The following is a 25,551-nucleotide window of genomic DNA, read 5'->3' as shown; positions in this document are numbered from 1 at the left end:
GGTGGAAACTGGTACGTATGACTGCGCCGCACAGCACGGGTAGGGGAGGGTTCGAGATCCGTGGTGGAGGCTATCGAGCCGAGATCGCCGCGGCCGGTGCCGGGTTGCGGCTACTCGATCACGAAGGACCGAACGGTCAGCGCGCGCTGACCGAGACCTGGGCACTCGGATCGAAGCCACCGCTGTCGGCCGGATTGGTTCTCGCGCCGTGGCCCAACCGAATTCGCGACGGGCACTTCATGTTCGACGGGATCGAGCATCAACTCGAGATCACCGAACCTGCGCTGGGGAACGCGAGCCACGGGTTCGTCCGGCGTCGCAATTGGAGCCTCGTGGACCACACGTACGAGCGCGTCGAACTGTCGGTCGACGTGGGACTTCACAAGGGTTGGCCCTATCCGTTGCAGCTGACGGTCGCCTACGAGGTCGGTGCCGACGGACTGACCGTCACGCACACGGCCACGAACAAGGGTGCGACCTCGTCGCCGTTCGGGCTCGGAATGCACACCTTCATTCGCGCCGGCGACTTTCCGCTCGACGAATGTGCTCTGCATCTGGCAGCAGGCACGCGGTTGCCGATCGATCCGGCGAGGATGCTGCCGAACGCGTATTCGCAGGCAGTCGCCGGTACGGACTACGACTTCCGGACACCGAGACTGCTTGCCGGGGTGCAGTTGGACACTCCGTACAGCGCATTGGACGTCGTCGACGGCAGTGGTCGCACGCAACACGAGCTGCTGGCTCCGGATGGAACGGGCACTGCCCTGTGGACCAACCGCGAGTTCCCGTGGATTCAGGCCTTCATCGCAGATCCCGCCAACGACAAGGGGTATCCCGATCGCGGCCGCGCATTGGCTTTGGAGCCGATGACCTGCCCGCCTGACGCCTTCAACTCGGGCATCGATCTCCTGGTGCTTCATCCGGGTCAGACGTGGACGGGTAGCTGGGGCATCAAGGCGCTGTGATCCGGCTCTCATACCGTGGGATCGTGTAACACCAAGTAGGCATCAGCCGATAACGATCGGTTTTCGGTACCCCGTGTCAGTGGTCCGGAAGGTCCGACGTTGCTCCCATTTGCGAATTGCAGCCGAGATTTGCAGATCAGTGTGGGTAAATGCGCGATTCCGTAGACTGGAGTACCGGTCACGCGAGTGGGAAAGCCCAGACTGGAACATGTTTCAGTTTCGGTGGGTATGTCGGGTTCGTGAGTACCCGAAAAATAGCCGTGGAGCGACCCTCCTTCGGCACGATCTCTCCCGTGCGACTAGTTTCTAGTTGATCGCATGTAGTTACTCGTTGGTTCGAGCTTGAGAGGGATCCTTCGTGCCCGCTGACAATGACACAAAGCCCACGCTTACTTACCCCGGTGGTGAGTACACGATGTCCATTGCCAGGGCAACAGAGGGCAATGACGGCATCGAGCTGGGAAAGCTGCTGGCCACAACGGGGTACACCACCCTTGACCCCGGTTTTGTGAACACTGCATCCACCAGTTCTGCAATCACCTACATCGACGGTGAGAAGGGAATCCTGCGTTACCGCGGATATCCCATCGAGCAGTTGGCAGGTAAGTCGACGTTCATCGAGGTCAGCTACCTGCTGATCTACGGCGAACTGCCGACCGACGCCCAGCTCGAGTCCTTCACGGACCGCATCCGTCGACACACCCTGCTTCACGAGGACCTCAAGCGGTTCTTCGACGGATTCCCGCGCAACGCTCACCCGATGCCGGTTCTCTCGTCCGCAGTGAACGCATTGTCGGCGTACTACCAGGATTCGCTCGATCCCGAGGATCCGGAGCAGGTGGAACTGTCCACCATCCGTCTTCTCGCGAAGCTGCCGACCATCGCTGCGTACGCGTACAAGAAGTCCGTCGGACAGCCGTTCCTGTACCCGGACAACTCGTTGAACCTGGTCGAGAACTTCATGCGTATGACGTTCGGCTTCCCCGCCGAGCCGTACCAGGGTGATCCCGAGGTCGCCAAGGCACTCGACATGCTGCTGATCCTGCACGCAGACCACGAGCAGAACTGCTCCACGTCGACCGTGCGTATGGTCGGCTCGTCGGACGCCAACCTGTTCACCTCCGTCTCGGCCGGCATCAACGCACTGTGGGGCCCGCTGCACGGCGGCGCCAACCAGGCAGTGCTCGAGATGCTCGACGAGATCAAGGCCAGCGGCAGCACCGCAGCCGAGTTCGTCCGCAAGGTCAAGAACAAGGAAGACGGCGTGAAGCTCATGGGCTTCGGGCACCGCGTCTACCGCAACTACGATCCGCGCGCTGCGCTGGTCCGCGAAACCGCGCACACCATCCTCGCCAAGCTCGGCGGCGACGACGAACTGCTCAACATCGCAATGCAACTCGAAGAGGCCGCCCTCACGGACGACTACTTCATCGAGCGCAAGCTCTACCCGAACGTCGACTTCTACACCGGCCTCATCTACCGCGCGATGGGCTTCCCGCCGCGCATGTTCACGGTGCTGTTCGCCATGGGCCGTCTGCCCGGCTGGATTGCGCACTGGCGTGAAATGCACGAGGATCCGGCTACGAAGATCGGCCGCCCGCGCCAGATCTACACCGGCTACACCGAGCGTGACTATCGGGACATCACCACCCGCTAGCCCCTGCCCCCCCAATTTTCGCCTCAACGAGGAGGACCCATGAGTAGCAAGCCCGTAATCGAGTTCCAGGAAGGCCCCGCGCCGACCGATCTGGTCATCAAGGATCTGGTTGTCGGAGAAGGCGCCGAAGCCGTTCCCGGTGGCACCGTCGACGTTCACTACGTCGGTGTCGAGTTCGAGTCCGGCGAAGAGTTCGACTCTTCCTGGAGCCGTGGCGAGTCCATTCAGTTCCCGCTTCGTGGCCTGATCAAGGGCTGGCAGGACGGCATCCCGGGCATGAAGGTCGGCGGACGCCGTCAGCTCACCATTCCGCCGGAGCTGGCATACGGCCCCGCCGGTGCAGGGCACCAGCTTTCCGGCAAGACCTTGGTCTTCGTGATCGATCTGCTGGACGCCAAGTAATCCACTGTGCGCCTTTATTAACCCCCCGCGGTTAATAAAGGCGCACAGCACAAGCAGCCCCGCACCGTCAGGTGTGGGGCTTTCTTGTGTGGTCAGCTCGCGGTCTTTCGTCGGTAGAGCCAGTTGGACCACACGAATCCCACGGCGGCGATGCCCAGGCACCACGCGAGGGCGATGGCCGCGCTGTTCCCGATCGGCGTGCCCATCAGGAGTCCGCGCACAGTCTCGATGATCGGAGTCACCGGTTGGTGCCGGGCAAACCCCTGCAGCCAGGACGGCATGGTCTCAGCCGGTACGAAAGCAGTGCTGACGTAGGGCAGGAACATGATGGCGAAGGTGAATCCGCTTGCAGCCTCCGGGTTCTGGGCCAAGAGTCCCAAAGCTGTCGAGAGGTACGACATGGCAAAGACGAAGGCGACGATCACAGCGGCGACGCCGAGCCAGCGCAACGGATCGCTGGTCGGGCGAAATCCCATGATCAGCGCAACGACGACCACGATCGCCGTAGTCAGGACGTTGCGGACGACGCTGGCCAGTACATGACCGGTCAGGACCGACGACGGAGAGATCGCCAAGGTCCGGAAACGGTCGATGATCCCGTCCTCCATGTCGCTCGAGACGCTGACCGCGGTGGTCGAGGCGCCGAAACCGGCGCACAGAAGGATTATTCCGGGCACTACGTAGTCGATGTACTCGCTACCGGTGTTGATGGCGCCGCCGAAGACGTAGACGAACAGCAGCATGAGCATGACCGGAAGGGCTATCGCGGTGATCATCGAATCCGGACTGCGCAGAACGTGTTTGAGATTCCGGCGGAGCATCACCGCGGAATCGATTGCAATGGTGGAGGTCATCGAACGCTCGCAATCTCGGGTTGGCCTGATCCGGTGAGCGCGAAGAACACGTCGTCCAGATCCGGAGTGTGAACGGAGAACTTCTCGACGGTGATCGACGGATCGTCGATCGAGTCGAGGATCGCTTTGATCGACGGAACTGCCCCGTCGGAAGGGATGTGCAGGGTCAAGGTCTCGGCATTCGAATGCGCCTGCGGCAGTGATGCCGCGGCGAGTTCGAGTTGGGCCAGGTTCTCGAATTGCAGTGCGACGTGGCCGCCGGGAACAAGGCGTTTGAGTTCGTCCGGTGTTCCCTCGGCGACGATGCGGCCGCCGCTCAGCACGCCGACCGTATCGGCCAATTCGTCTGCCTCGTCGAGGTATTGGGTGGTGAGGAAGATGGTGACGCCTGACGCTGTGAGTCCTCGAACGATCGACCACATGTCGTGGCGGCTTCGCGGGTCCAGGCCGGTGGTGGGTTCGTCGAGAAAGACGACGTCCGGTCGGGCGACGAGGCTCATTGCGATGTCGAGTCGTCTGAGCATGCCGCCCGAGTAGTTGCCGGCGCGTTTGTCGCCGAAGTCCGTCAAAACGAACTGGTCGAGCAATTCCTCGGCACGGTGACGGGAGTTCTTCCGGCCCAGGTGATTCAGTTCGCCCAGTAGGGTGAGGTTCTCGAATCCGGTCAGCAAGGTGTCGACGGCTGCGTACTGCCCGGTCACGCTGATGCGTCGCCGAACATTCTGTGGATCTCCGGGCAGTGAATGCCCCGCGACCGTGACCTCACCTCCGTCGAAGGGGATGAGGGTGGTGAGAATTCTTACGGCCGTGGTCTTTCCGGCGCCGTTCGCGCCGAGGAGGGCGTACACCGATCCGGCCGGGACCGACAGGTCGAGTCCAGCCAGTACCTGTTGATCGCCGTAGCGCTTACGGAGTCCGCGGACCGAGATTGCGGGGATCGTTCCTGACATCGAGACCTCCAAGTAAGAACTGTGTATGTCATAAACTCGTGTTTATAGCGTATACAGTTCTAGGATGATCGCAAGAGTGAAGAGTGGGAGCTTATGGATCGCGGAGCGCTACCGAGAGCAGTTGAACTGGCCTGGGGACTGGACCAGCCGGGAACGCGGGGTCCGAAGAAGGGGCTCAGTCTCGAGCAAATTCTCGACACCGCGATCGAATTGGCCGACGCAGAAGGCGTCACCGCTCTGTCGATGGGCCGCGTGGCCAAAGCGCTCGGGTTCACGACCATGTCGCTCTACCGCTACGTGGCAAGCAAAGACGAACTGATCGAACTGATTTCGGATCGGGTGATCGGGCCGCCGCCGGTAATTCCCGACGGCGTGACCTGGCGCGTCAAGCTCGAGGCGTGGGCGAATCAGGAGTACGCCACGATGCTGAGTCGACCGTGGTGGCTCAAGCTGCCCATCACGGCTCCACCGACCGGGCCCAACAACATGGCGTGGCTCGACGCGGGTCTGAGCGCCCTCGACGGGGTCGCCCTGAGCGCCGCGTCGAAGTTCCAGGTGGTGACCAACGTGTCGTTGTTCGTCATCGGCCGCGCTCGATTCTCGGCTGACCTGGCGTCTCGTTCAGCGCAGTCGGCAGACGACGACGTCGCATACGGCGCTCTCATTGCTCGTGTCATCAATCGGGAGGGATTCCCCTACCTGAGTGCCGCAATCGAGGAAGGCGGCTTCGAGGACGGCAGCCCGGAGGGTGAGGCCGCCGGCGACGATGCCTTCGATTTCAGTTTCTCGCTTGGCTTACTTCTCGACGGAATCGAGAAGCTGGTGCAGCGGTCAGGACACCAGCGCGGTGGCGCTGACGTCGTCGATGATCAGATCGGTGATCAGCCCGCCCCGTAGTGCTCCCTCCAGGGCCGGCAGTTTTGCTGTTCCGGCGACGATGCACACGCGTCTGGCGACCTTCTCGAAAAGGTCCAGTCGCGGGCCGCTCGCGCGCTCGTTGAGTTCGATTCCGCGGTAGCTCCCGTCCGACCGGAAGAAGACGGTTGCGATGTCGCCGACCACTCCGTCGCGTCGAAGTGCTTCTGCTTCATCGGGTTCGAGGTATCCGGCGGTGTAGACGTGACTCGGTACGTTGCCGCCCGGTACGCCGATGCTGAAGACTGCCAGGTCCATTCGCTTCTGCATGTCCAAGACGCGTTTGATGCTTCGTTCGCGCCACAGTTGCTCCCGGGTTTCCGGGTAGTCGAAGAAGGCAGGCACCGGAAATCCTTGTGGCAGAGCACCGTAGGCGTCGGCGATGGTTCTGATGATGTCGCTGGCGTAAGAGATTCCGGTGGTGCGAGTATTCGCGGCGCCGTTGAGTTGCACGACGTACGAGTTGTACGTGCGTTTGGGGGCAAGGTGCTTGCTGACTTCACTGAGTGTGGTTCCCCAGGCGATCCCCATCACCATGTCGCTGTCGAAGAACGACGCCAGCAGGCGTCCTGCAAAGGTTGCGACCTTTTCGAGTCGCTCGAGATCTCCCACCAGTTCCGGCACGGTCACCACGTGGGCGCGCACTCCGTACCGTTCCGAGAACTCGCGTTCGATGCGAGGAGCCTGGCCGTGCGGGGTGCTGATCTTGATCTCGACGAGACCCGAGGTGCGCGCGTAGGTGATCAATCGGGAGACGGTGGATCGGGACACCCCCATGTCGCGGCCGATGGCAGCCATGGTCTGGTCCTGGAAGTAGTAGAGGCGTGCGGCCTGAACTGCGTCGGCGATGCGCGGGTCCGCCGGATCGGAGGTAGCGGAGTCCGAAGTGGGAGTTTCCATGGGTTCGTCCTGTCTGCACGTACGTGCAAGAGCATTGAACCGAATCTTATCCGAGTAGGCCCAGGCCGAGGCGCTCGATCACGCAAAGTCCCAGAAGTGTGTCTGTTACCCGCGTTACGGTGCGCAAATGGGGCAATTGCACATATGTGCACGAGCTATGCGTGAATGTGCAAACGGCCTTACGCTACGGGTGCAGCAATCCAAACTATGACATGCATCACAACGAAGTGAGGGTGGGGATGGAGAAAGCCAAGCGATTAGGGCTTCCAGGCGAGTTGGCAGCCGAGTTCGCCGGAACGATGATCTTGATCTTGTTCGGCGTCGGAGTTGTGGCGCAGGTTGTGTCCGGCGGGAGCGGTGGGGGTCTCGGCGGACACGACAGTATCGCGTGGGCCTGGGGACTCGGCGTCATGTTCGGCATCTATGTCGCAGGCCGGGTGACGGGTGCTCATCTGAACCCCGCAGTGACCTTCGCCTTTGCGATCTTCCGGGGATTCTCCTGGCGCAAGGTCCTGCCCTACACGCTGGCGCAGACCGCTGGAGCCTTTGTCGCGGCCCTGATCGTCCGGTGGAATTACAACGACATGCTCAATGCCATCGATCCCGGACACACAACGGCGACTCAGACGATCTTCTCGACGATGCCCGGAAACGGAACGCTCCCGGTCAGTCTGGGATCAGCGCTGATAGATCAGATCATCGGCACGGCGATCCTGTTGTTCCTCATCGTTGCGGTGACCGATACTCGGGGAACTCCGCCGCTCGCGAATCTTGCGCCCTTCGTCGTCGGTTTGATCGTGGTGGCAATCGGATTCGCATGGGCGACCAACGCGGGTTACGCCATCAATCCGGCCCGTGACTTCGGTCCGCGGCTGGCGTCGTATCTCACCGGTTACGGCAGCGCCTGGCGAGATCAGTACGGGAGCCTGTATTTCTGGGTGCCCATCGTGGGGCCGCTGATCGGCGCTCCGATCGGGGTGTTCCTCTACGACAAGCTGATTGGTCGATTCCTGCCTGACGAGTCGGTGGAGAAGGCAGCCGAGGAGCCGGCCACGATACCGGCCTGATGGCGAATCATCATCTCTGACAGTAAATCTTTCGCACTTTCTTCGACACCAAAGGGGTAGCACGATGGCGCAGTTCGTAGCCGCGATAGACCAGGGAACCACCTCCACGCGATGCATGATCTTCGATCACAGTGGGCACGTAGTCGCTGTCGAACAGCACGAGCACACACAGATCTTTCCGCAGGCAGGCTGGGTCGAACACGATCCGATCGAAATTTGGGACAACGTCCGCAACGTCACCGCGGGCGCCTTGGCCAACGCAGATCTGACCGCGGCCGACATCGCATCCGTCGGCATCACCAATCAGCGTGAGACGGCAGTGGTCTGGGAACGAGCAACCGGAAAGCCCGTTTACAACGCCATCGTCTGGCAGGACACACGCACCGATCGAATCTGTACTGCACTCGCCGGCGAAGACGGCCCCAGGAAGTACACCGAAGTCACCGGATTGCCGTTGGCCACGTACTTTTCGGGCCCCAAGGTCAAGTGGATTCTCGACAACGTCGAGGGCGCGAGTGAGAAGGCCGAAGCAGGCGAGTTGTGCTTCGGCACGATGGACACTTGGGTGCTGTGGAACATGACCGGCGGCGTCGACGGCGGAGTGCACGCTACCGACCCCACCAACGCGTCGCGCACTCTGTTGATGGATCTCGACACTCTCGCTTGGGATTCGGCGATCTGCGCCGACATGGGCATCCCCGAATCGATGCTCCCCGAGATTCGCAGCTCGTCCGAAACTTTCGGATTCGTGCGCGAACGCGGAACGTTGTCCGGCGTGCCGATCGCCGGAATCCTCGGCGATCAGCAAGCAGCGACTTTCGGTCAGGCCTGCCTCTCGCCCGGAGAAGCGAAGAACACCTACGGAACCGGCAACTTCGTGCTCCTCAACACCGGCACCGAAAAGGTGATGAGCAAGAACGGCTTGTTGACGACGGTCTGTTACAAGATCGGTGAGCAGCCAACGGTTTACGCACTGGAAGGTTCGATCGCCGTGACCGGTTCGCTGGTCCAGTGGCTTCGGGACAACCTCGGCATGATCGACAACGCGGCCGACATCGAGGTGAACGCGCGCTCTGTGGACGACAACGGTGGCGCGTACTTCGTGCCCGCGTTCTCGGGCCTGTTTGCACCGCATTGGCGCGCGGATGCACGCGGTGCGATCGTCGGTCTGACAAGGTTCGTGAACAAGGGGCACCTTGCCCGGGCGGTGCTCGAAGCGACTGCGTACCAGAGTCGTGAGGTGATCGAGGCGATGAACCTCGACTCGGGTGTCGACTTGAAGGTTCTCAAGGTCGACGGCGGAATGGTCGCGAACGAACTCCTCATGCAATTCCAGGCCGATTTGCTCGACGTCGAGGTGATCCGCCCTGTCGTTGCGGAGACCACGGCATTGGGCGCTGCGTACGCCGCTGGTCTCGCGGTCGGGTACTGGGAGAGCGAGGACGACATTCGCAGCAACTGGGCGAAGGACAAGAGCTGGACGCCGTCGATGGATTCGGCCGAGCGTGAGCGCCTGTATGCAGGCTGGCAGAAAGCCGTCACTCGGACACTCGACTGGGTCGACGCAGACTGATCGCGGCGCCCCCATTTCTACCTATTTTCAAGTGAAGGAACAGTTTTCATGAGCACAGCACAAGCATTGAGTCCGTCCTCGCGGGCGGAGTCGCTGAAGAAGTTGGAAGAAACCGAACTCGACGTCCTCGTTATCGGCGGTGGCGTGGTCGGAGCGGGTAGCGCGCTCGACGCCGCAACTCGCGGTCTGAAGGTGGGCTTGGTGGAGGCTCGTGACTTCGCGTCCGGAACCTCGAGCAGGTCGAGCAAGCTGTTCCACGGCGGACTGCGTTACCTCGAGCAGTTCAATTTTGCGCTCGTGTTCGAGGCACTGCGTGAGCGGTCGCTGGTTCTGAATTCGCTGTGCCCGCATCTCGCGAAGCCGGTGCCGTTCATCTACCCACTCGAGAAGTTGATCGACCGGCCGTACGTCGGTCTGGGCATCGGCGTCTACGACGTGATGGGCGCAGGCCGCGGGGTTCCCTCACACCACAAGCATGTGGGCAAGAAGAAGACTCTCGAATCGTTCCCTTCCGGAAAGCGCTCTGCTATCCGGGGTTCGGTCAAGTTCTACGAGGGTCAGGTAGATGACGCCCGCCACACGATGATGCTGGCGCGCACGGCGGCCGAGTACGGCGCGCTGTGCGTCAACAGCACCCGCGTAATCGGCTTTCTCCGTGAGGAGGACCGCGTAGTCGGGGTGAAGGCCGTGGATCTGGAAACAGGTCGCGCGTTCGAGATCCGTGCTCGTCAGGTCATCAACGCCGCCGGTGTGTGGACTGACGAGATTCAGGAAATGGTAGGTGGTCGAGGACAATTCCAGGTTCGCGCTTCGAAAGGTGTGCATTTGGTCGTCCCGCGAAACCGCATCAACTCTGCGACCGGAATCATCACGCGGACCGAGAAGAGTCTGCTGTTCGTGATTCCGTGGGGAAGCCACTGGATCATCGGTACGACGGACACCGACTGGAACCTCGACCTCGCCCATCCGGCAGCGAGCCGAAGCGATATCGACTACATCCTCGGACATGTCAACAAGCTCCTTCAGGACGAGTTGACGCACGAGGACGTCGTCGGTGTGTACGCGGGGTTGCGTCCGTTGCTGTTCGGCGAATCGGATTCGACCAGCACTCTCTCGCGTGAGCATGCGGTGTCGAGTCCGGTCCGAGGTTTGACGGTGGTCGCCGGTGGCAAGTACACCACTTACCGCGTGATGGCCAAGGACGCTGTCGATTCCGCGGTGCACGGATTGGAACAGAAGGTGCCGAAGTCCTGCACCGAGCGTATCCAACTTGTGGGTGCCGACGGCTACTTTGCCGCGCACAACAATCGGCATCTCACCGCTGAGCGCACGGGACTGCACGTTTCGACCATCGAGCACCTACTGGGTCGGTACGGCACTCTGGCTGACGAGTTGTTCGAACTCGTCGAGGCGCGACCGGAACTGGGGCAGCCGTTGGACTCCGCCCCCGAGTACCTCAAGGCGGAGATCCACTACGCTGCGAGCCATGAGGGTGCACAGCATCTCGACGACATCCTTACCCGTCGTACCCGCATCTCCATCGAGGTTACCGATCGCGGCGACGCGGCAGCAGCGGAAGTAGCCGAACTGGTTGCGCCGGTGCTGGGTTGGACTCCCGAGCACATTGCCGAGGAGATCGAACACTACCGGTTGCGTGTCGCAGCCGAGCGGGAATCTCAGGAGCAGCCCGATGACCTGACCGCTGATGCGGCGCGCCTCGGTGCACCGGACGTTCGAACCGGAGTCGCTGTCGGACAGGTTTGAGTCCGAGACACCACCAATGATCGGCCGGGACCCTGTGTCCCGGCCGATCGACCGAACTGCCTCGGTGTCAATCGAACTCGTCTGCCGAACATTCGGGGAGGTCGATCGTCACCACCGCGCCCCCGTTCGGATGGTTCGCGAAGTCGATACGAGCGCCGATGACCGCCGCTTGTCCCACTACGATCGTCAAGCCGAGGCCCAGGCCCGAGTTCGGGCCGCGTTCGACGGAGTTGGTCTGAAATCTCTTCGGCCCCTGGCGAAGCCACTCTTCAGTGAACCCGACGCCCCGATCTCGGACCGTGATGCGGGAGTGGTCGACGTGGACATTGATCGGCGACTTTCCGTGATTGCGAGCATTCAAGATCAGGTTGGCGATGATCCGCTCCAGTCTGCGCGCGTCGGTGTACGACACGGGGGTGCCGTGAACACTCACTTCACACTCGACTCCTGTGGTGGAAATCGCGTGACGCACCACCGGCGCCAGTTCCACCGATTGGATGTCTGCCTGCTCGGAGGTGGTGTCGAGGCGTGCCACTTCGATGACGTCCTCGGCGAGCCTCCTGAGTTTATGGACGCCGTCGCGCACCAATTCGGTTGGCCTACCGGGTGGCAGGAGCTCTGCGGCGCCGACCAGTCCGGAGATGGGCGTCCTGAGATCGTGCGCGATGTTGGCTGTCACGCGCTTTTCGGCGTCCAGTTGTCCCCGTAGAGCATCGGACATCGCGTCGACCGCATCCGCCAGCTCGGTGATCTCGTCGTCGAAAAGCGACCAGGTGACCGAGCGGACGCGGATGTCCGCTCCGGTAGACACTTTGCGAGCCGCACGGGCGGCCGAGCGCAATCGATACGACATCGCGAGTCCAAGCAGCACACCCAGGACGGCACCCGCTGCGATCACTGCGATGGTGGCGTTGCGAAGTGTCCGATCGACGCTGGCGATCGATTCCCGCTGCGCGGTGTACGGGACGCGAATCGCCACCACCTGAGTGTTGACGTCGGCAGCAGCCCAGACAAATGGCTGGTCCCCGCTGTCGACAAGGTAGGTGGCACGTTTGCCGCCCGCCACGGCCTGACGCAACTCTTCCGGAACGTCGAGACCATCTGTGGTGGCGCGGAACAGCGCACGCATGCTGCCCGTTTCGTCCTGCAGCACCAGTTGGAGATTGCGATCAGCTGCCGCCCGCGCTGCATCCTCTTGGTTGTGTGAAAAGGTTTGATGCATCACGGTACTGAGCGTGATCGAGGCGACGGCGATCACGAACGTGATGGCCGCCGCGATCTTCCACTGAAACGACAACCGCCTCCCGGTGGACGGGAGCTTGGCGGCGAGATCCCGCGATCTCACCGATGGTTGTCCATCGTGTAGCCGAACCCCCGGACGGTCCGGATCTGTTCGGAGCCGATCTTCGTGCGCAATCGCTGAACGTGAACGTCGACGATGCGCGTATCGCCGCCCCAGTCGTAATCCCAGACGTCCGAGAGCAGTTCGGAGCGAGACCAGACTTTGCGCGGCACACTCACCATGACCAGGAGCAGCTTCATTTCGGTGGGCGTGAGAGCCACTTCGGCGCCCGAACGCGTGACGGTCACCAACTCGCGATCGATCTCCAGATCGCCGAGAGTCACGATGTCTTTCTCCGTACCGGAATGGGATTCGACCCGCCGGAGCACACTGCGGATACGGGCCACCAGGACACCGCTGTCGAAGGGCTTGGTGACGTAGTCGTCGGCACCGGCTTCCAATCCGAGAACGATGTCGACCGGGTCGTCGCGCGCGGACAGCATGATGACCGGCACCGACAGTTCCTCACGAATGCGTCGGCACAGGCTGATTCCGTTCAGGTCGGGAAGCATCACGTCGAGGACGGCGATATCCGGCTTGGCGTCGACCGCCATATCCATTCCGGTCAACCCACCCGATGCGGTGATCACCCGAAACCCGTTGCGTTCGAGATTCAATTGCGTTGCTTCGCGTATGACAGCGTCGTCTTCGACCAGCAAAATCAACGGATCGGTCATCGGCCTTCGCTTTCATGGGAACGGAACACTCTCAAACCCTTCACCGGTCCACTTGTATGCAGTCGACGATTGACAGAACTCCGGAATGCCGGGGTCTTTGCACAGGTCGACCATGACCGACAATCCTCCGGTTGAGCCGACGACGTAGCGTCCTGGGTCTTGCACTCCGAAGACTTTGTGAGCGCCCGATTCGTCGATCTGGTAGACGAATCCGGCGACCATGAAGCTGACCGGTGGGGCCGGTCGTCCCCAGATGCCGACAGACTCGCAGGTGAAGACATTGACGACGGCATCTTGCCAAACGGCGCCTGTCACGGGGGAGTACCGGATTTCGAAGGGGAAGTTCGCATCACCGCACAGTCGGAGACTGTCCTTGACCGCATCGGACACTTCCGGGTCTGCTCTGAGGAGGGCAACAGGATCGATGCTCAAGCCCTGTGAGAGATCCGAGGGGTCGAGTGATGCTGCGATATTCGGAGTGGGTTCTGATTCAGGCTCGGTGGAACAGGAGACGAGAGCAAACGCGACCGGCAGGCAAACACCGGCGAGCATCGCGCGGCGACGGCGATCAATCACGGATGAACTCCATTCCATCCCAGTGGAACTCGGTCCGAAGCGGTGGACGGGGGCAACATTCGAACTCCGGTGGCCGCGGATCCGTTTCCAGGACAGACAAACTCGCGGCGCGTTGACCGCTGACGATGAACTTTCCGCGCTCTTCGACGGAGAACAGGCGCTCACCCAGTTCGGGATCGTCTTCACTCGAACCGGCCTTGCCGCTGCGGTAGACGTAGCCGGCAAGGTTGACCGAAATCGACACTCCGGTCCCGGGTTGGTGGGCCGGTTGGCACGGATACACATTCATGACGACGAGTTCGGTCTCCGGCACGATACGCGGTGCGCCTGGATCGAGAAGGATGGACCCGACCGAGATCGGATACCAGTCAGGGCACGACCGAAGTTCTGTCTTCACTCCCTCGGACACCCCAGGATCGTCGAGGAGCGCCCGGCCCAACCTCGAGTTTTCGGCAACCCGTCTGGCCAGGTCTGCAGGTTGTGTGACGGGCAACCCGGTGGAAGCGACATCGCCTTCGATCACAACGCCCTGGGTGGACGCGCAGCCGGTGATCACGGACGCTCCGAGGGTTGCTGCCGCGAGCGCTGTACCGAACAGGCTGCGAGTACGGTCTGATCGACCGCCGCAGATGTCACTCCGATACAACACTTTCCCCTCCCCGGCCGCTGCGAACCCTCTCATCGGCATGTGCGTTTTCATACGATCACAGGTGATCTCGATATCGGAGTTTTGCCACCCACCGTTACGTAATCGTATGAATTTCTGGACCGTCGAGAGTTGGTACGCGACCGACGGAATTCTGTTACGAAACCGATGGAATCAGGCTCCTAGAGTGAGTCACGTCGGTGTTCACCGCTTGGGCGGAACGAGCTGATCCGCGTATCGAGGAGTGTGAGAGCAAATGCCTGAACTATTGCTGACCAACAAGACTCGGCGTCTGCGAGTGCTGCTCGCCGTACTGACGATCGGGGTGATGTGCGCGATGACAGGGTGTTCGAGTGATGACAACAGCGCTCCAGGAGACGAACCGACGACTACATCGGTGGTTGCGGCGTCTACGACCCCACCGCCGCTGACCGCAGCGACCACTTCGGAGACAGTCGAAGGCTCGAACTCGGTGGGCGGCGGTACGGACGCATCCACCCCCGGAGTCCCGGCGGGCGGAGCAGCGCCGGCCTGGACCCCGGTCTCGACCAGCGCGGTTGCCCCTGCGGCCCCTGGTCCGGCTACCGAGTCGACCAAGTGCACCGATCAGATCAACTATGTGGGTGACCCTCGTTCGAATGCGGAGATCAACAGCATCGGAGAGCAGATGGGTTCATGCCCGGCGCCGCTCCCGCCCGATGCCGTCGAGCCCTCCGAGAAGTGCACCGACCAGATCAACTACGGCGCTGACCCTCGTTCCAACGCCGAGATCAACATCATCGGGGAACAAACCGGGATCTGCCCCGAGCCGATACGCCCCTAGCGACTTCAAAACCTGAGCAGTAGTCGGGAATTCGACCAAGAGCCGAAGCAGGGGGAGATCGGAATGACAAGCAGGGCAGGTGGACGTTCGATCGACAGTGTTGCCGACGATGCGTCCCGAGGGGATCGGGACGCGATTGCAGAACTCCTTCAACGCATCGTGCCTCTGGTGACGAGGCGCTGTCGTGCCGAACTGCGACCGCTCGACGCTGATCGTATTGCCGTCGGTATCTGCCGATCCGTCCTGTCCGACATTCGGCGACGTAGACGTGCCGGAGAAGCGTTCCTCGCGCATCTGTACGACGCGATCAGTCGCGAAATCGATTCGCTACCCGCCTCCAGTCGACTCACTCTGCCCTTCGGTGATCTGTCGGCCGCAGAACGCAACGTCTTGGTAGCTCGCATCGTTGTCGGCTTCGACGTGCGCGAGACGGCGCTGTCACTGCGAACGACAACGAGCGCCGTCGAACTCGCCCAACACCGCGCGCTGGCCAAGATCAGACGCGACAGCCTGAGCGGCGCCTGAATCAACGCTCGAAAGTCAACAGCTGCAACCCTTCGCAACTCCCGGCAACCTCACGCAACTCTTTCCCTTCGCCCGTGACCTGCACGACACTGCATGGCGACGAGTGATCGAGAACGAGGAGTGTGACTGTGGTTCAACGGACGGCGCAGAAGCCGACAACCCCAGGATCGAAAAAGACCGGCGCCAAGCCTCATTCGGGGCTGGACCGGGATGCATTGCTGAAGGCGTACGAGAAGATGTCGCGCATCCGTGCGTTCGAGGATCGACTGCACGAAGAGAATGCAACCGGTGACATCCCCGGCTTCATTCACCTCTACTCGGGCCAGGAAGCCATCGCGGTGGGAGTGTGCGAGAACCTGAGCGACGCCGATTACATCGGATCCACTCACCGCGGTCACGGGCACTGCATCGCCAAGGGCTGCGATCTGAACGGCATGATGGCCGAGATCTTCGGCAAGGACGACGGCCTGTGTCGCGGTAAGGGCGGCTCGATGCACATCGCCGACCTGTCCGTGGGAATGCTCGGCGCCAACGCGATTGTCGGCGGAGCCCCGTCGTTGGCGATCGGCGCTGCACTGAGTGGTAAGACGCTTCGAAACGGTGTCATCGCAGCGTCGTTCACGGGTGACGGTGGATCCAACCAGGGAACCGTCTTCGAGGCGATGAACATGGCTGTGGTGCTGGATCTTCCGATCGTCTTCGTGATCGAGAACAACGGATTCGGTGAGGCCACCGGAACCGACTACGCAGTTGGTGCACCCGACATCGCCGCGCGCGCCGCATCCTTCGGCATGCCTGCCGTCAAGGTGGACGGCACCGACTTCTTCGCGGTCTACGACGCGATGGCGGAAGCATCCGAGCGCGCCAGGACCGGCGGTGGCCCCACCACGATCGAGGCGGCGGCATTCCGTTGGCACGGCCACTTCGAGGGTGACGCGCAGCTGTACCGCACGGCGGAACAGGTTGCGCAACTACGGGAAACCAAGGATCCGCTCAAGAATTTCCGTAGCAGCGTGGATGTGAAGAAGGTCAGCACTGCTGATCTGGACGCGGTGGACGAGCAGTCGCGAGTGCTGGTGGACGAGGCGGTAGCGAAGGCGCGTGCCGCGGCGTATCCACCCGTCGAGAATCTGCTGACCGATGTCTACGTGTCGTACTGAGGAGCCCGAGATGACAAGCGTGGAAGCCGAGAACGTGTCGAAGAAGACCTACCGCGAGGCCGTCAAAGAGGCCATCGCCCAAGAAATGCAACGCGACCCGAGCGTCGTTCTCATCGGTGAGGACGTACGGGGTGGGCATGCCGGTACCAATCCCGATCTGGAGACGAAGAAGATCGAGGCATTTGGCGGTGTCCTGGGTGTCACCAAGGGATTGTGGACGGAGTTCGGATCGGAGCGTGTAATCGATACCCCGATCACCGAATCCGCGATCATCGGAATGGCTGCCGGAGCCGCACTGACCGGACTGAGGCCGGTCGCCGAGCTGATGTTCATGGACTTCTTCGGAGTCTCCTACGACGCGCTCTACAACCAGGCTGCCAAGTTCCGCTACATGTTCGGTGGCAAGGCCAGAACCCCGCTGGTGGTGCGAGGCATGATCGGCGCAGGCTTCTCCGCCGCTGCGCAGCACTCTCAGTCTCCGTACAACGTGTTCGCGGCGGTGCCTGGTCTGAAGGTAGTCGCTCCGTCCAATGCCTACGACGCCAAAGGCCTTCTCATCCAAGCCATCCGGGACGACGATCCCGTCGTCTTCTGTGAGCACAAGGTTCTCTACGACCTCAAGGACGAAGTGCCGGACGAGCCGTACGCGATTCCGTTCGGCGTCGCCAACTACACCAGGCAGGGCGACGACGTCACGATCATCGCGTTGTCCGCAATGGTGAACCGCGCCAACGACGTAGCGGACAAGCTGGCCGCCGAGGGTATTTCGGTCGAGGTTGTCGATCCTCGTACCGTCTCACCATTGGACGAGGACGGCATCCTCGAATCCGTCGCATCGACTGGAAGGGTCGTGATCGTCGACGAATCCGCCGCCCGCTGCGGTTTCGGGCACGACGTAGCCGCGCTGATCGCCACCAAGGGATTCAACTACCTGAAAGCGCCGATCGAACTGATCACGCCGCCGCACACGCCGGTTCCGTTCTCCCCAACCCTCGAAACTGCCTGGCTGCCTGACGCGGCGCGCATCGAAGAGTCGGTTCGCAAGCTGGTGAGAGCCTGATCATGGCTGACATCAAAGCTATCGACATCCCCAAATGGGGGCTCTCCATGGAGGAGGGGTTGGTCAACGCCTGGCTCATCGGGGAAGGTGACTCGTTCACCAAGGGCCAGTTGATCTGTGAGATCGAGACCAGCAAGATCACCAACGAGCTCGAGGCGCCGTTCGACGGTGTTCTCCGCAAGATCGTCGGCACGCCTGGGCAGACTCTGCCCGTCGGCGCCGTGATCGGTGTATCCGCCGATGCGTCCGCGACGGATGCGGAGATCGAGCAGTTCCTCGCCGCCCGCGGCGCAACCGCGCCGGCGGAAGAGCCGGCACCGTCACCAGCTGCTGCGCCGGCGGCTCCCGTGACACCTGCGGCTACACCGGCTGCGAAGGTGGTTGTTGCAGCGAAACCTGTACCAACCGGTTCCACCGTCGTACCGAGCGTTCTGCAAGGCACGACGCAGGACGATGTGTTTGCGAGTCCTCGCGCACTCCGACGTGCGGAATCGCTCGGAATCGATCTCGCCGCCGTAGTGGGTACCGGTCCCCTCGGGCGGATCAGTGTCCGCGACATCGACGACGCGATTCGTGACGCCGGTGGCACTGTTGCGCCGGTAGTGCCGGCCGCGAGATCCGGCCTCCCGCTGCGATCGACCGCCGACGACAGTGCCGTGCCTGCCACCCCGGTCGCACGCAGAACTGCCCGATCACTGGGGGTCAACCTGCATGACTGTCGTCCGACGGGTTCGCGGGGGCGCGTCTGCGTCGCCGACGTGCACGACGCCGCTCGTTCCGCGCAGCTCCTGCCCGAGGCGGCGGCTGAGACCGAATCTGTTGCGGCCGAACCCGAGTACGACACAATTCCTTTCACCCCCATGCGATCGGCAATCGCCGGTAGGTTGCAGGCGTCCAAGCAGCAGGCACCCCATTTCCGGCTCACCGCAGACCTCGAGCTCGATGCGCTTCTCGCTCTGCGCAAGGAGATCAATTTGACCGTCCCGGCGGTCAAGCTGTCGGTCAACGACTTCATCGTGAAGGCTTGCGCCGCTGCACTGATGAAGGTGCCGGACGTGAACGTCCAGTTCGATGCCGCGAACGAATCGGTTCTTCGATTCGCGTCGGCGGATGTCTCGGTGGCAGTTGCACTTCCGACCGGGCTGATCACGCCCATCGTGCGTAGCGCGAATACCAAGTCGTTGGCGGACATCTCGGGTGAGGTGCTCTCGTTGGCCACCAAGGCGAAGACCGGCAAACTTCGTCCCGAAGAATTCCAGGGCGGAACCTTCACGGTGTCCAACCTCGGCATGTTCGGGATCAAGGCATTCGACGCGATCATCAATCCGCCCCAGGGAGCGATCCTTGCCGTAGGTGCGGGGGAGAAGCGCGCGGTGGTGGTCGGTGACAGTGTTTCTGCCCGGACCGTGATGACCGTGACCCTCTCGTGCGATCACCGGGTTATCGACGGAGCCCTGGGTGCGACCTTCCTTCGGGAGCTCCAGCGCTTTGTCGCTTCTCCCGCGCTGATGTTGGTGTAAGGGGCTGTGGTGGAAAACAATACGTCGCATAAGTACGACGTTCTTGTCATCGGTGGCGGCCCCGGTGGTTACGTGGCGGCGATCCGGGCTGCCCAGTTGGGGTTGAACGTCGCGCTGGTAGAACGTGATCGCCTCGGAGGTATCTGCCTCAACTGGGGTTGTATCCCCACCAAGGCGATGCTGCACGGCGCGGACGTCGCGCATACCTTGAGTGAACTCGACACATACGGATTCAGTTCGGCGTCTGTCCAGTTCGACATCTCGAAGTTGGTATCGTTCAGCCGAGGGGTTTCGGAGAGGTTGTCCGGCGGTGTTGCCTATCTGATGAAGAAGAACGGCGTCGACGTCATCTCAGGCGCCGCGAAGTTGGTGGACAAAGGCGTCGTATCCGTGGGAGGACAGACGTATCGAGCCGACCACGTGATCATTGCAACCGGTGCCCGGCCGCGTTCGATTCCCGGCGTTGCCCCCGACGGTGATCGGGTGTGGACCTACTTCGACGCGCTCGTCCCGAAGGAACTGCCGAAGTCGCTGCTCGTGATCGGGTCCGGCGCGATCGGAGTCGAATTCGCCAGCCTGTACCGCGATCTCGGAACCGAGGTGACCATCGTCGAGATGGCACCACACATCATGCCGGTCGAGGACGAAGAGATCTCGGCCTTCGTTCGCAAGCAGTTCGAGAAGCGTGGCATCACGATTCACACCGGAGCCTCGGTGTCGGCGGTGACCGTCGGCGACGACGCCGTCCAGGTGAATGTGCAGACGAGCGACGGTGTCGAGTCGTTGACCGTGGACCGGGTGTTGGTGGCGGCCGGAATCACCGGCAACGTCGAGGATCTGGGGTTGGAGGCTCTGGGCGTCGAGATCGAGCGCGGTGCGATCGTCACAGACCAGTGGTGCCGTACCAGCGCTTTCGGGATCTATGCGATCGGTGACGTCGCGGGCGCTCCATGTCTGGCGCACAAGGCAAGTCACGAAGCTGTCCTGTGCGTCGAAAAGCTGGCGGGCGTGCCCGACGTTCATCCGCTCGATCGCGACTACGTTCCGGGATGCACGTATGCCCGCCCACAGGTGGCGAGCCTGGGTCTGACGGAGAAGCAGTGCGCCGGTACTGGTCGCGCGCTGCGGGTCGGACACTTCGACCTGCAGGCGAACGGCAAGGCACTGGCGATCGGCGAGGCCGAAGGCTTCGTCAAGACGATCTTCGACGCCGATACCGGGGAACTTCTCGGCGCGCACATGGTCGGTCCGGATGTGACCGAGCAGATTCAGGGTTTCGGTATCGCTCGATCCCTCGAAGCCACCGGCGAGGATCTCGCCGAGGTCGTGTTTGCTCATCCGACGCTCTCGGAGGCAATGCACGAGTCTGTGCTCTCGGCGCTGGGGAGACCCCTCAACGCGTGAGCACCGTTCGCGTGCGTGAACGCCGTCCTTTCGTTCACGCACGCGAACAACTCTGCAACCGGGTGCAACGCTCGCTTTCGAAGACCCCGTCACATAGGACTGGAGTGTGATCGGCGAAACGAATCGACTCGAACCGGCCCTGGCCAGTGGTGAAGACCCGGCGCAGTACGCACGTGTTCTCGAATCCGTGTACGAAGCAACGATGTCGGGACGCAAGCCGCCTGCGCGTCCGCGCTCCGTCATCGCGAATTCGTGGTCGCGTTTGCGTGCGCTCGGACTCGATCCGGACCGGTGCTCGATCACCGAGACCGGCCGCGAATCCGAGATCGAAGAAGGCAGACGCGCAGCCGGCATGGCGGAGATCTTCGGCGAGGCGGTGCACGGTCTGGCACCACTCGTCGGCCCGGACGACGCGAATCTGATCGTGGTGGCGGACCGCTACGGACGTATCCTCTGGCGACACGGGTCCAGTCGAATGTTGGATCGGGCCGAACGGCTCGGGATGATCGAGGGTGCGTCGTGGACCGAGGAAGCTGTTGGTACCAACGGGATCGGCACTTCCTTGGCATCAGGTTCGGCAGTGCAGGTGTTCTCGGCCGAGCACTACTCGCGCTCGCAGCATCCGTGGACCTGCTCCGGGGCGACGGTTCGAGATCCGCGTAGTCGCCGGGCCATCGCCGTCGTGAACGTCGCCGGCGCAGCAGACACGGTCCACCCGTCGACTCTCGCTCTGGTGGACAGTGTGGCCAGGCTGGCGGAATCCGCACTGCGGGAGAAGCATCGAATCGGATTGGATCAGCTCCGGATGATCTCGGCATCGACGCTGGCTCGTGCGAGTCAGCCGACAGTGGTCGTGGACCGCAGTGGCTGGGTCGCGGCGGTGGACTCGATGGCGCCGATCTACAGAATCGCACTGCCGAAAGTGATGAGCAGCGGCGAGCATTGGCTCCCGTCGCTCGGACTATGTATGTGCGAGCCGCTTCCGGGTGGTTGGCTCGTCCGCCCTCAAATGGATCCGGCGTCCGGAACGGTTTGTGCCGAAGTCGAATTGGATGTGCAAGATCCGAATGCGATGGAATTGCGGTACTCCTCGGCAATGGGGAGCTGGAGCATCGACCTCAGCCCGCGCCATTCGCAGATCCTCGTGGCTCTGACACAGGCGCCCGAGGGCCTCACGGCCTCGCAGCTCGCCTCACAGTTGTTCGGCGATCCGCGCAAGACGGTGACCGTCCGGGCCGAGATGTCGAGGTTGCGTAAGCGATTGGCCGGAATCCTGTTGGCTCAGCCCTATCGCTTCGACCCGGCGGTGAGGGTGAAAACCGCCCCTACTGTGCGCCTTTATTAACCGCGGGGGGTTAATAAAGGCGCACAGCAGAGCGGCGCGAACGCCGCACCTGCGCGTACTCGTAGCCGTTCTGCCAGGTCACGGTGGCCACCAGCACCCAGATGATCCACGTGGCGCTCATGTGCGTGCCGACAATGCCCATGACGATGGGGACGGCGGTGCAGGGGAGCGCCCAGCCGAGCAGCCACCGTCGGTCCGATCGCGCGAACAGCCCTGCCACCAGGCTGATTCCGAAATAGACTGCGATGCTTCCGCACAACAACCACCGCAGGTTCGCGGGCGTGTGCTCCGCACCGTGTTCGGTTGCCGCTCCGAGTCCCGCGACCAGAACCGCGATAGCGCCGGTGGTGAAACAGTGCAGTGCCATGTCGATGCGAGCGGGAAACTTCTCGGCCTGCAGGTGCGGAACACCGGCGTGGCCGTAGAGAAGCGAGAGAGCCCACATGCCCGAGAGCAGGACAAACGATCCGACTGCGAGGCTGACCACCGTCGAGTCCCAGGTGAGCTTCGAGGCCGCAGAAATCACGAGGATCACACCCTCGCCCAGCACGATGATGACGTACAGGCCCAATCGCTCGGCAAGGTGGGCCCGATCGGAGTGCAGGGCTTCGAGTTCGGGCATCCGGTCGTCCTTGAACCCGCGGACCTTGATGATGCGGTCGAGCTTTTCCTGCGCGTCTTCCATGATCGCGCTGCCGGAGACGACGAACATGATCAGCAGGTCGATGGTGACACCGGCAGTCCAGAGCCAGAAGCGGGTGTCACCCTCGAACCAGAACGAGACGATCCACGGAATCACACCGAGTGACATCTGGGCGATCGGCCAGTCGACGACGATCTGACCGTTGTGCCACACCCGACTCGCCAGCAGACGTACGGCCACGTAGGCGACAGCGAAGGCCAGCGCATGGTTGTCGTGGATGCCGGCCACGGCCGCCATCATGACGGCCAGTCCGAACATAGCGATCAGCATGCTCGGGATTCGGACACGGTCACCGGCAACGTTGCCGTACATCGTGAACGTCGCCCAGGCGGTCCAGAACGCGAGATAGAGCAACGCGTAGAGCGCGACATCCGACCACGACGGTGAACCGTGGAGCAGGTGAGCCAGCTGACCGATACCGGCAACCACGACGAGGTCGAAGAACAATTCGATCCATGACGCGTGTCGCTCGAGCACCGCCTTCTGCTTCGAGTCTGGTTCATTTCCGAGTTCCGACATACAGCTCAGTATCGGTTATCGGCATCAACAGTGCTGGTAGGCGGCGAAGTTGTCCGTTTTCTCGAAGTAATGCATATGCTGTCCGATGAGTGATCTGGATCATAGTTCGGGTGAGGTGGTCGACGTGCACGGTAGCGGTGACGTCGCTCTGTCCGCTGCGGACTACGACCGTGTCTTCGCTGTCTTCGACTACTGCTCGGCCGCGAGAACGCTCGATCAGCTCAAGGATCTCCTCATGGTCGCGCTCCATGATCACTACCGCTGTCCCAACACCACCTTCCTTGCCGGCCCGACCTTCACGACGGCTTTCGCCGACCCGGATCCGGTGACGACCGGGCGGATCACGCCGATCCTCGACGAGTACCAAGCGCACTGGTACCTCGACGACGTTTTTGCGACGGCGCAATCGCGGGCAACGCTGTTGGCATCTCCCGCCATCACGCACACTCAGTTGGCCGACGTCCCTTCACAGTCGGCGACGTACCTGCGAGATTTCCTCTATCGCAAACGCCTTCACAGCGCGTCGGTGATGCATCTCCAGTTGGCCCACGGCGGTCACGGTCTGGTGGGGATTTTCGATTCAGAAGGCAAGGATCTGTCGGGGCGCGACATCGTGGGCTTGGGCATTCTGGGCAAGCAATTGTCGCTGTTGTGTCAGACGCTGCCCGGGCAACGCGAGCCGGGATGGCGAGAGAAGCTGACGCCCCGGCAGATCGATCTCGCGGAGTTGTTGGCGGACGGCCATACCAACGACGAGATCGCGGTGATCCTGTCGCTGAGTCCGGACACGGTGAAGAAGTATGTAAGCCGCATCCTTGCTCTTCTGCGCGTTCGCAACCGTGCCGAGTTCGTGAAGTTGGTCTACGCGCAGAAACTTGCCGATCAACGCGCTTGAGATTGTCCACTTTCGTGCACTGTGACCGCGGTCACGGCACGGATAGCGTTTTCGGTGCACGGCCAGGAGTTGGCCCACAGCACTAGGAGAACTCATGAGTAGGCTTCGTTTCGGGTATTTCATGGCACCGTTCCACGTCCCCGGACGCAATCCCACCGCCGCACTGCAGCGTGATCTCGAACTGGTCGAGTACCTCGACCGGTTGGGCTACGACGAGGCGTGGTTCGGTGAGCATCACTCTGCCGGAAGCGAGATCATCGCGTCGCCGGAAATCATGATCGCTGCAGCCTCGCAGCGCGCACCTCGGATTCGTTTCGGCACGGGTGTCACGTCGTTGTCGTATCACAACCCGCTGTGGGCAGCGGATCGAATCATGCAGTTGGATCACCTGACTCAGGGGCGCACCATCTTCGGAGTCGGGCCCGGTTCGTTGCCCACCGACTCGGCGATGATCGGTCTGAACCCGACGGACACCCGAGAGTTGTTGCAGGAGAACCTCGACATCGTCGTGCGCCTTCTTCGTGGCGAGACGGTTTCCGCGAAGACACGAACCCACGAGCTGTACGACGCCAAGCTGCAGCTCGCTCCGTACTCGGAGAACGGCATCGAAATCACCGTGGCCGCAGTGGCCTCCCCGACAGGACCTCGCCTGGCCGGTACGCACGGTCTCGGTCTGCTCTCCATCGGAGCAACCTTGTCCGCCGACGGTTTCGACGCCTTGGCGCACCACTGGAATGTGATGGAGGAACGCGCTGAGGTCAACGGGACGACGGTGGATCGTCGGCAGTGGTCTCTTGCCGGACCTTTCCACATCGCCGAAACCGAGGCGGAAGCACGCAAGCAGGTCGAGTACGGCATCGAGGAGTGGTTCGACTATTTCCAGCACGTCGCGGCCTTCCCTCAGATGGCGGTCTCCGGTGCGCGTCTGAGCGAGATGATCGACTTCATCAACGAGGCCGGGATCGGTGTCATCGGCACACCGGAGCAGGCCAGACGTCAGGTACAACGGCTGTGGGACCAGTCCGGTGGTTTCGGCTGCATGCTGCAGATGGGTCACGATTGGGCGAACCCGCAGGACACCCGACGTTCGGCAGAGTTGTTCGCGCAGGAGGTCTTTCCGCACTTCCAAGGGCAGGCGCAGGCGACGCTCGACGCGGCAGCTCACGCGCGCGCTGTCAGGGAAGGGCATGCAAAGGCGCAACTCGACGCCGTCGACCACATGACGAAGAAGTACGCACAAGAGTTGGCAGACAAGGGCTGACATCGTGAATGTCCCACAGGGCAACCGGGCGTTGCGTTTTCGAGAAGC

24 protein-coding genes are annotated in these 25,551 nt (G+C 62.2%); 16 read left to right on the top strand and 8 right to left on the bottom strand.

What is annotated here, in order from left to right:
- Positions 1 to 17: 17 nt before the first annotated feature.
- The 3 genes from M0639_RS22495 to M0639_RS22485 all read left to right on the top strand — a co-directional run bounded on the left by M0639_RS22495 (position 18) and on the right by M0639_RS22485 (position 3,024).
- Complete coding sequence (locus M0639_RS22495; protein ID WP_003939677.1) at positions 18 to 965, top strand: aldose 1-epimerase family protein; 948 nt, start codon at positions 18 to 20, stop codon at positions 963 to 965.
- 358 nt (positions 966 to 1,323) lie between these two features.
- On the top strand, positions 1,324 to 2,622 hold the full coding sequence (locus M0639_RS22490; RefSeq protein ID WP_020908786.1) for a citrate synthase: 1,299 nt from the start codon (positions 1,324 to 1,326) through the stop codon (positions 2,620 to 2,622).
- A 39-nt stretch (positions 2,623 to 2,661) separates the two neighbouring features.
- Positions 2,662 to 3,024: an FKBP-type peptidyl-prolyl cis-trans isomerase gene (locus tag M0639_RS22485; RefSeq protein ID WP_003940440.1), complete on the top strand. Its 363-nt coding sequence runs from the start codon at positions 2,662 to 2,664 to the stop codon at positions 3,022 to 3,024.
- Between the two features lie 92 nt (positions 3,025 to 3,116).
- On the opposite strand, the gene M0639_RS22480 is transcribed toward M0639_RS22485, so the two are convergent.
- Positions 3,117 to 3,878, bottom strand: a complete 762-nt coding sequence (locus M0639_RS22480) for an ABC transporter permease (protein ID WP_054781864.1) — start codon at positions 3,876 to 3,878, stop codon at positions 3,117 to 3,119.
- Positions 3,875 to 4,828, bottom strand: coding sequence for an ATP-binding cassette domain-containing protein (locus M0639_RS22475; protein WP_064073981.1), 954 nt, complete (start codon positions 4,826 to 4,828; stop codon positions 3,875 to 3,877). The genes M0639_RS22480 and M0639_RS22475 overlap by 4 nt, the downstream gene beginning before the upstream one ends.
- 93 nt (positions 4,829 to 4,921) lie before the next feature.
- Here M0639_RS22475 and M0639_RS22470 point away from each other — a divergent pair, with 93 nt between their 5' ends.
- A complete protein-coding gene (locus M0639_RS22470; RefSeq protein ID WP_007733476.1) occupies positions 4,922 to 5,725 on the top strand; it encodes a TetR/AcrR family transcriptional regulator in 804 nt (267 codons plus the stop codon).
- Here M0639_RS22470 and M0639_RS22465 read toward each other — a convergent pair.
- Complete coding sequence (locus tag M0639_RS22465) at positions 5,660 to 6,643, bottom strand: sugar-binding transcriptional regulator (protein WP_007733475.1); 984 nt, start codon at positions 6,641 to 6,643, stop codon at positions 5,660 to 5,662. The two genes, M0639_RS22470 and M0639_RS22465, sit on opposite strands and share 66 nt — an antisense overlap.
- Positions 6,644 to 6,882: 239 nt before the next feature.
- On the opposite strand from M0639_RS22465, the gene M0639_RS22460 reads away from it, so the two are divergent.
- From M0639_RS22460 to M0639_RS22450, 3 genes are all read left to right on the top strand, one after another.
- Entirely contained in the window at positions 6,883 to 7,710 is an 828-nt protein-coding gene (locus M0639_RS22460) for an MIP/aquaporin family protein (RefSeq protein WP_003940085.1), read from the top strand.
- Positions 7,711 to 7,774: 64 nt separating this feature from the next.
- On the top strand, positions 7,775 to 9,283 hold the full coding sequence (glpK, locus tag M0639_RS22455; protein ID WP_058037823.1) for a glycerol kinase GlpK: 1,509 nt from the start codon (positions 7,775 to 7,777) through the stop codon (positions 9,281 to 9,283).
- 48 nt (positions 9,284 to 9,331) lie between these two features.
- On the top strand, positions 9,332 to 11,047 hold the full coding sequence (locus M0639_RS22450; protein ID WP_058037824.1) for a glycerol-3-phosphate dehydrogenase/oxidase: 1,716 nt from the start codon (positions 9,332 to 9,334) through the stop codon (positions 11,045 to 11,047).
- Between the two features lie 67 nt (positions 11,048 to 11,114).
- Here the strand turns inward: M0639_RS22450 and M0639_RS22445 are convergent, their stop codons facing one another.
- Genes M0639_RS22445 through M0639_RS22430 form a run of 4 tightly spaced genes read right to left on the bottom strand, consistent with a single transcriptional unit; the run spans position 11,115 to position 14,291 of the window.
- A complete protein-coding gene (locus M0639_RS22445; protein WP_050654708.1) occupies positions 11,115 to 12,392 on the bottom strand; it encodes a sensor histidine kinase in 1,278 nt (425 codons plus the stop codon).
- Entirely contained in the window at positions 12,389 to 13,066 is a 678-nt protein-coding gene (locus M0639_RS22440; protein ID WP_003939990.1) for a response regulator transcription factor, read from the bottom strand. The genes M0639_RS22445 and M0639_RS22440 overlap by 4 nt, the downstream gene beginning before the upstream one ends.
- A 12-nt stretch (positions 13,067 to 13,078) precedes the next feature.
- Positions 13,079 to 13,642, bottom strand: coding sequence for a hypothetical protein (locus M0639_RS22435; protein WP_003940255.1), 564 nt, complete (start codon positions 13,640 to 13,642; stop codon positions 13,079 to 13,081).
- Positions 13,635 to 14,291: a hypothetical protein gene (locus M0639_RS22430; protein ID WP_003939689.1), complete on the bottom strand. Its 657-nt coding sequence runs from the start codon at positions 14,289 to 14,291 to the stop codon at positions 13,635 to 13,637. The genes M0639_RS22435 and M0639_RS22430 overlap by 8 nt, the downstream gene beginning before the upstream one ends.
- Before the next feature lie 253 nt (positions 14,292 to 14,544).
- Between M0639_RS22430 and M0639_RS22425 the strand changes: the two genes are divergently transcribed.
- The 7 genes from M0639_RS22425 to M0639_RS22395 all read left to right on the top strand — a co-directional run bounded on the left by M0639_RS22425 (position 14,545) and on the right by M0639_RS22395 (position 22,125).
- The gene (locus tag M0639_RS22425) at positions 14,545 to 15,111 is read left to right on the top strand and encodes a hypothetical protein (protein ID WP_042921673.1); all 567 of its coding nucleotides are present in this window, start codon (positions 14,545 to 14,547) and stop codon (positions 15,109 to 15,111) included.
- Positions 15,112 to 15,174: 63 nt separating this feature from the next.
- Positions 15,175 to 15,636 carry an RNA polymerase sigma factor SigD gene (locus tag M0639_RS22420; protein WP_007733468.1) on the top strand — a complete coding sequence of 154 codons (462 nt, stop codon included), beginning with the start codon at positions 15,175 to 15,177 and terminating at the stop codon, positions 15,634 to 15,636.
- A 236-nt stretch (positions 15,637 to 15,872) separates the two neighbouring features.
- A complete protein-coding gene (locus M0639_RS22415) occupies positions 15,873 to 16,796 on the top strand; it encodes a thiamine pyrophosphate-dependent dehydrogenase E1 component subunit alpha (RefSeq protein ID WP_051649553.1) in 924 nt (307 codons plus the stop codon).
- 10 nt (positions 16,797 to 16,806) lie between these two features.
- Positions 16,807 to 17,856: an alpha-ketoacid dehydrogenase subunit beta gene (locus M0639_RS22410; RefSeq protein ID WP_007733466.1), complete on the top strand. Its 1,050-nt coding sequence runs from the start codon at positions 16,807 to 16,809 to the stop codon at positions 17,854 to 17,856.
- Between the two features lie 2 nt (positions 17,857 to 17,858).
- The gene (locus tag M0639_RS22405) at positions 17,859 to 19,376 is read left to right on the top strand and encodes a 2-oxo acid dehydrogenase subunit E2 (protein WP_064073982.1); all 1,518 of its coding nucleotides are present in this window, start codon (positions 17,859 to 17,861) and stop codon (positions 19,374 to 19,376) included.
- A 6-nt stretch (positions 19,377 to 19,382) separates the two neighbouring features.
- Positions 19,383 to 20,780 (top strand): dihydrolipoyl dehydrogenase, encoded by a 1,398-nt coding sequence (gene lpdA / locus M0639_RS22400; RefSeq protein WP_042451192.1) that lies wholly within the window; start codon positions 19,383 to 19,385, stop codon positions 20,778 to 20,780.
- Positions 20,781 to 20,886: 106 nt separating this feature from the next.
- Positions 20,887 to 22,125, top strand: coding sequence for a helix-turn-helix domain-containing protein (locus M0639_RS22395; protein ID WP_064073983.1), 1,239 nt, complete (start codon positions 20,887 to 20,889; stop codon positions 22,123 to 22,125).
- A 10-nt stretch (positions 22,126 to 22,135) separates the two neighbouring features.
- Here the strand turns inward: M0639_RS22395 and M0639_RS22390 are convergent, their stop codons facing one another.
- Positions 22,136 to 23,347 (bottom strand): low temperature requirement protein A, encoded by a 1,212-nt coding sequence (locus M0639_RS22390; RefSeq protein ID WP_064073984.1) that lies wholly within the window; start codon positions 23,345 to 23,347, stop codon positions 22,136 to 22,138.
- An 85-nt stretch (positions 23,348 to 23,432) separates the two neighbouring features.
- Between M0639_RS22390 and M0639_RS22385 the strand changes: the two genes are divergently transcribed.
- Positions 23,433 to 24,242: a helix-turn-helix transcriptional regulator gene (locus M0639_RS22385; protein WP_007733461.1), complete on the top strand. Its 810-nt coding sequence runs from the start codon at positions 23,433 to 23,435 to the stop codon at positions 24,240 to 24,242.
- Between the two features lie 94 nt (positions 24,243 to 24,336).
- Positions 24,337 to 25,503: an LLM class flavin-dependent oxidoreductase gene (locus M0639_RS22380; protein WP_007733459.1), complete on the top strand. Its 1,167-nt coding sequence runs from the start codon at positions 24,337 to 24,339 to the stop codon at positions 25,501 to 25,503.
- Positions 25,504 to 25,551: the final 48 nt, after the last annotated feature.

This window comes from Rhodococcus qingshengii JCM 15477, assembly GCF_023221595.1.
Lineage (GTDB): Bacteria > Actinomycetota > Actinomycetes > Mycobacteriales > Mycobacteriaceae > Rhodococcus_F > Rhodococcus_F qingshengii.
Note: the sequence above shows the minus strand (reverse complement) of the source record. Positions and strands in the feature narration are given on the sequence as shown.

Excerpts from the sequence above, each read along its gene's own strand:
- M0639_RS22495 (WP_003939677.1), top strand. The coding sequence starts at position 18 with ATGACTGCGCCGCACAGCACGGGTAGGGGAGGGTTCGAGATCCGTGGT.
- M0639_RS22485 (WP_003940440.1), top strand. The coding sequence starts at position 2,662 with ATGAGTAGCAAGCCCGTAATCGAGTTCCAGGAAGGCCCCGCGCCGACC.
- M0639_RS22480 (WP_054781864.1), bottom strand. The coding sequence starts at position 3,878 with ATGACCTCCACCATTGCAATCGATTCCGCGGTGATGCTCCGCCGGAAT.
- M0639_RS22475 (WP_064073981.1), bottom strand. The coding sequence starts at position 4,828 with ATGTCAGGAACGATCCCCGCAATCTCGGTCCGCGGACTCCGTAAGCGC.
- M0639_RS22470 (WP_007733476.1), top strand. The coding sequence starts at position 4,922 with ATGGATCGCGGAGCGCTACCGAGAGCAGTTGAACTGGCCTGGGGACTG.
- M0639_RS22465 (WP_007733475.1), bottom strand. The coding sequence starts at position 6,643 with ATGGAAACTCCCACTTCGGACTCCGCTACCTCCGATCCGGCGGACCCG.
- M0639_RS22460 (WP_003940085.1), top strand. The coding sequence starts at position 6,883 with ATGGAGAAAGCCAAGCGATTAGGGCTTCCAGGCGAGTTGGCAGCCGAG.
- glpK (WP_058037823.1), top strand. The coding sequence starts at position 7,775 with ATGGCGCAGTTCGTAGCCGCGATAGACCAGGGAACCACCTCCACGCGA.
- M0639_RS22450 (WP_058037824.1), top strand. The coding sequence starts at position 9,332 with ATGAGCACAGCACAAGCATTGAGTCCGTCCTCGCGGGCGGAGTCGCTG.
- M0639_RS22440 (WP_003939990.1), bottom strand. The coding sequence starts at position 13,066 with ATGACCGATCCGTTGATTTTGCTGGTCGAAGACGACGCTGTCATACGC.
- M0639_RS22425 (WP_042921673.1), top strand. The coding sequence starts at position 14,545 with ATGCCTGAACTATTGCTGACCAACAAGACTCGGCGTCTGCGAGTGCTG.
- M0639_RS22420 (WP_007733468.1), top strand. The coding sequence starts at position 15,175 with ATGACAAGCAGGGCAGGTGGACGTTCGATCGACAGTGTTGCCGACGAT.
- M0639_RS22415 (WP_051649553.1), top strand. The coding sequence starts at position 15,873 with ATGTCGCGCATCCGTGCGTTCGAGGATCGACTGCACGAAGAGAATGCA.
- M0639_RS22410 (WP_007733466.1), top strand. The coding sequence starts at position 16,807 with ATGACAAGCGTGGAAGCCGAGAACGTGTCGAAGAAGACCTACCGCGAG.
- M0639_RS22405 (WP_064073982.1), top strand. The coding sequence starts at position 17,859 with ATGGCTGACATCAAAGCTATCGACATCCCCAAATGGGGGCTCTCCATG.
- M0639_RS22390 (WP_064073984.1), bottom strand. The coding sequence starts at position 23,347 with ATGTCGGAACTCGGAAATGAACCAGACTCGAAGCAGAAGGCGGTGCTC.
- M0639_RS22385 (WP_007733461.1), top strand. The coding sequence starts at position 23,433 with ATGAGTGATCTGGATCATAGTTCGGGTGAGGTGGTCGACGTGCACGGT.
- M0639_RS22380 (WP_007733459.1), top strand. The coding sequence starts at position 24,337 with ATGAGTAGGCTTCGTTTCGGGTATTTCATGGCACCGTTCCACGTCCCC.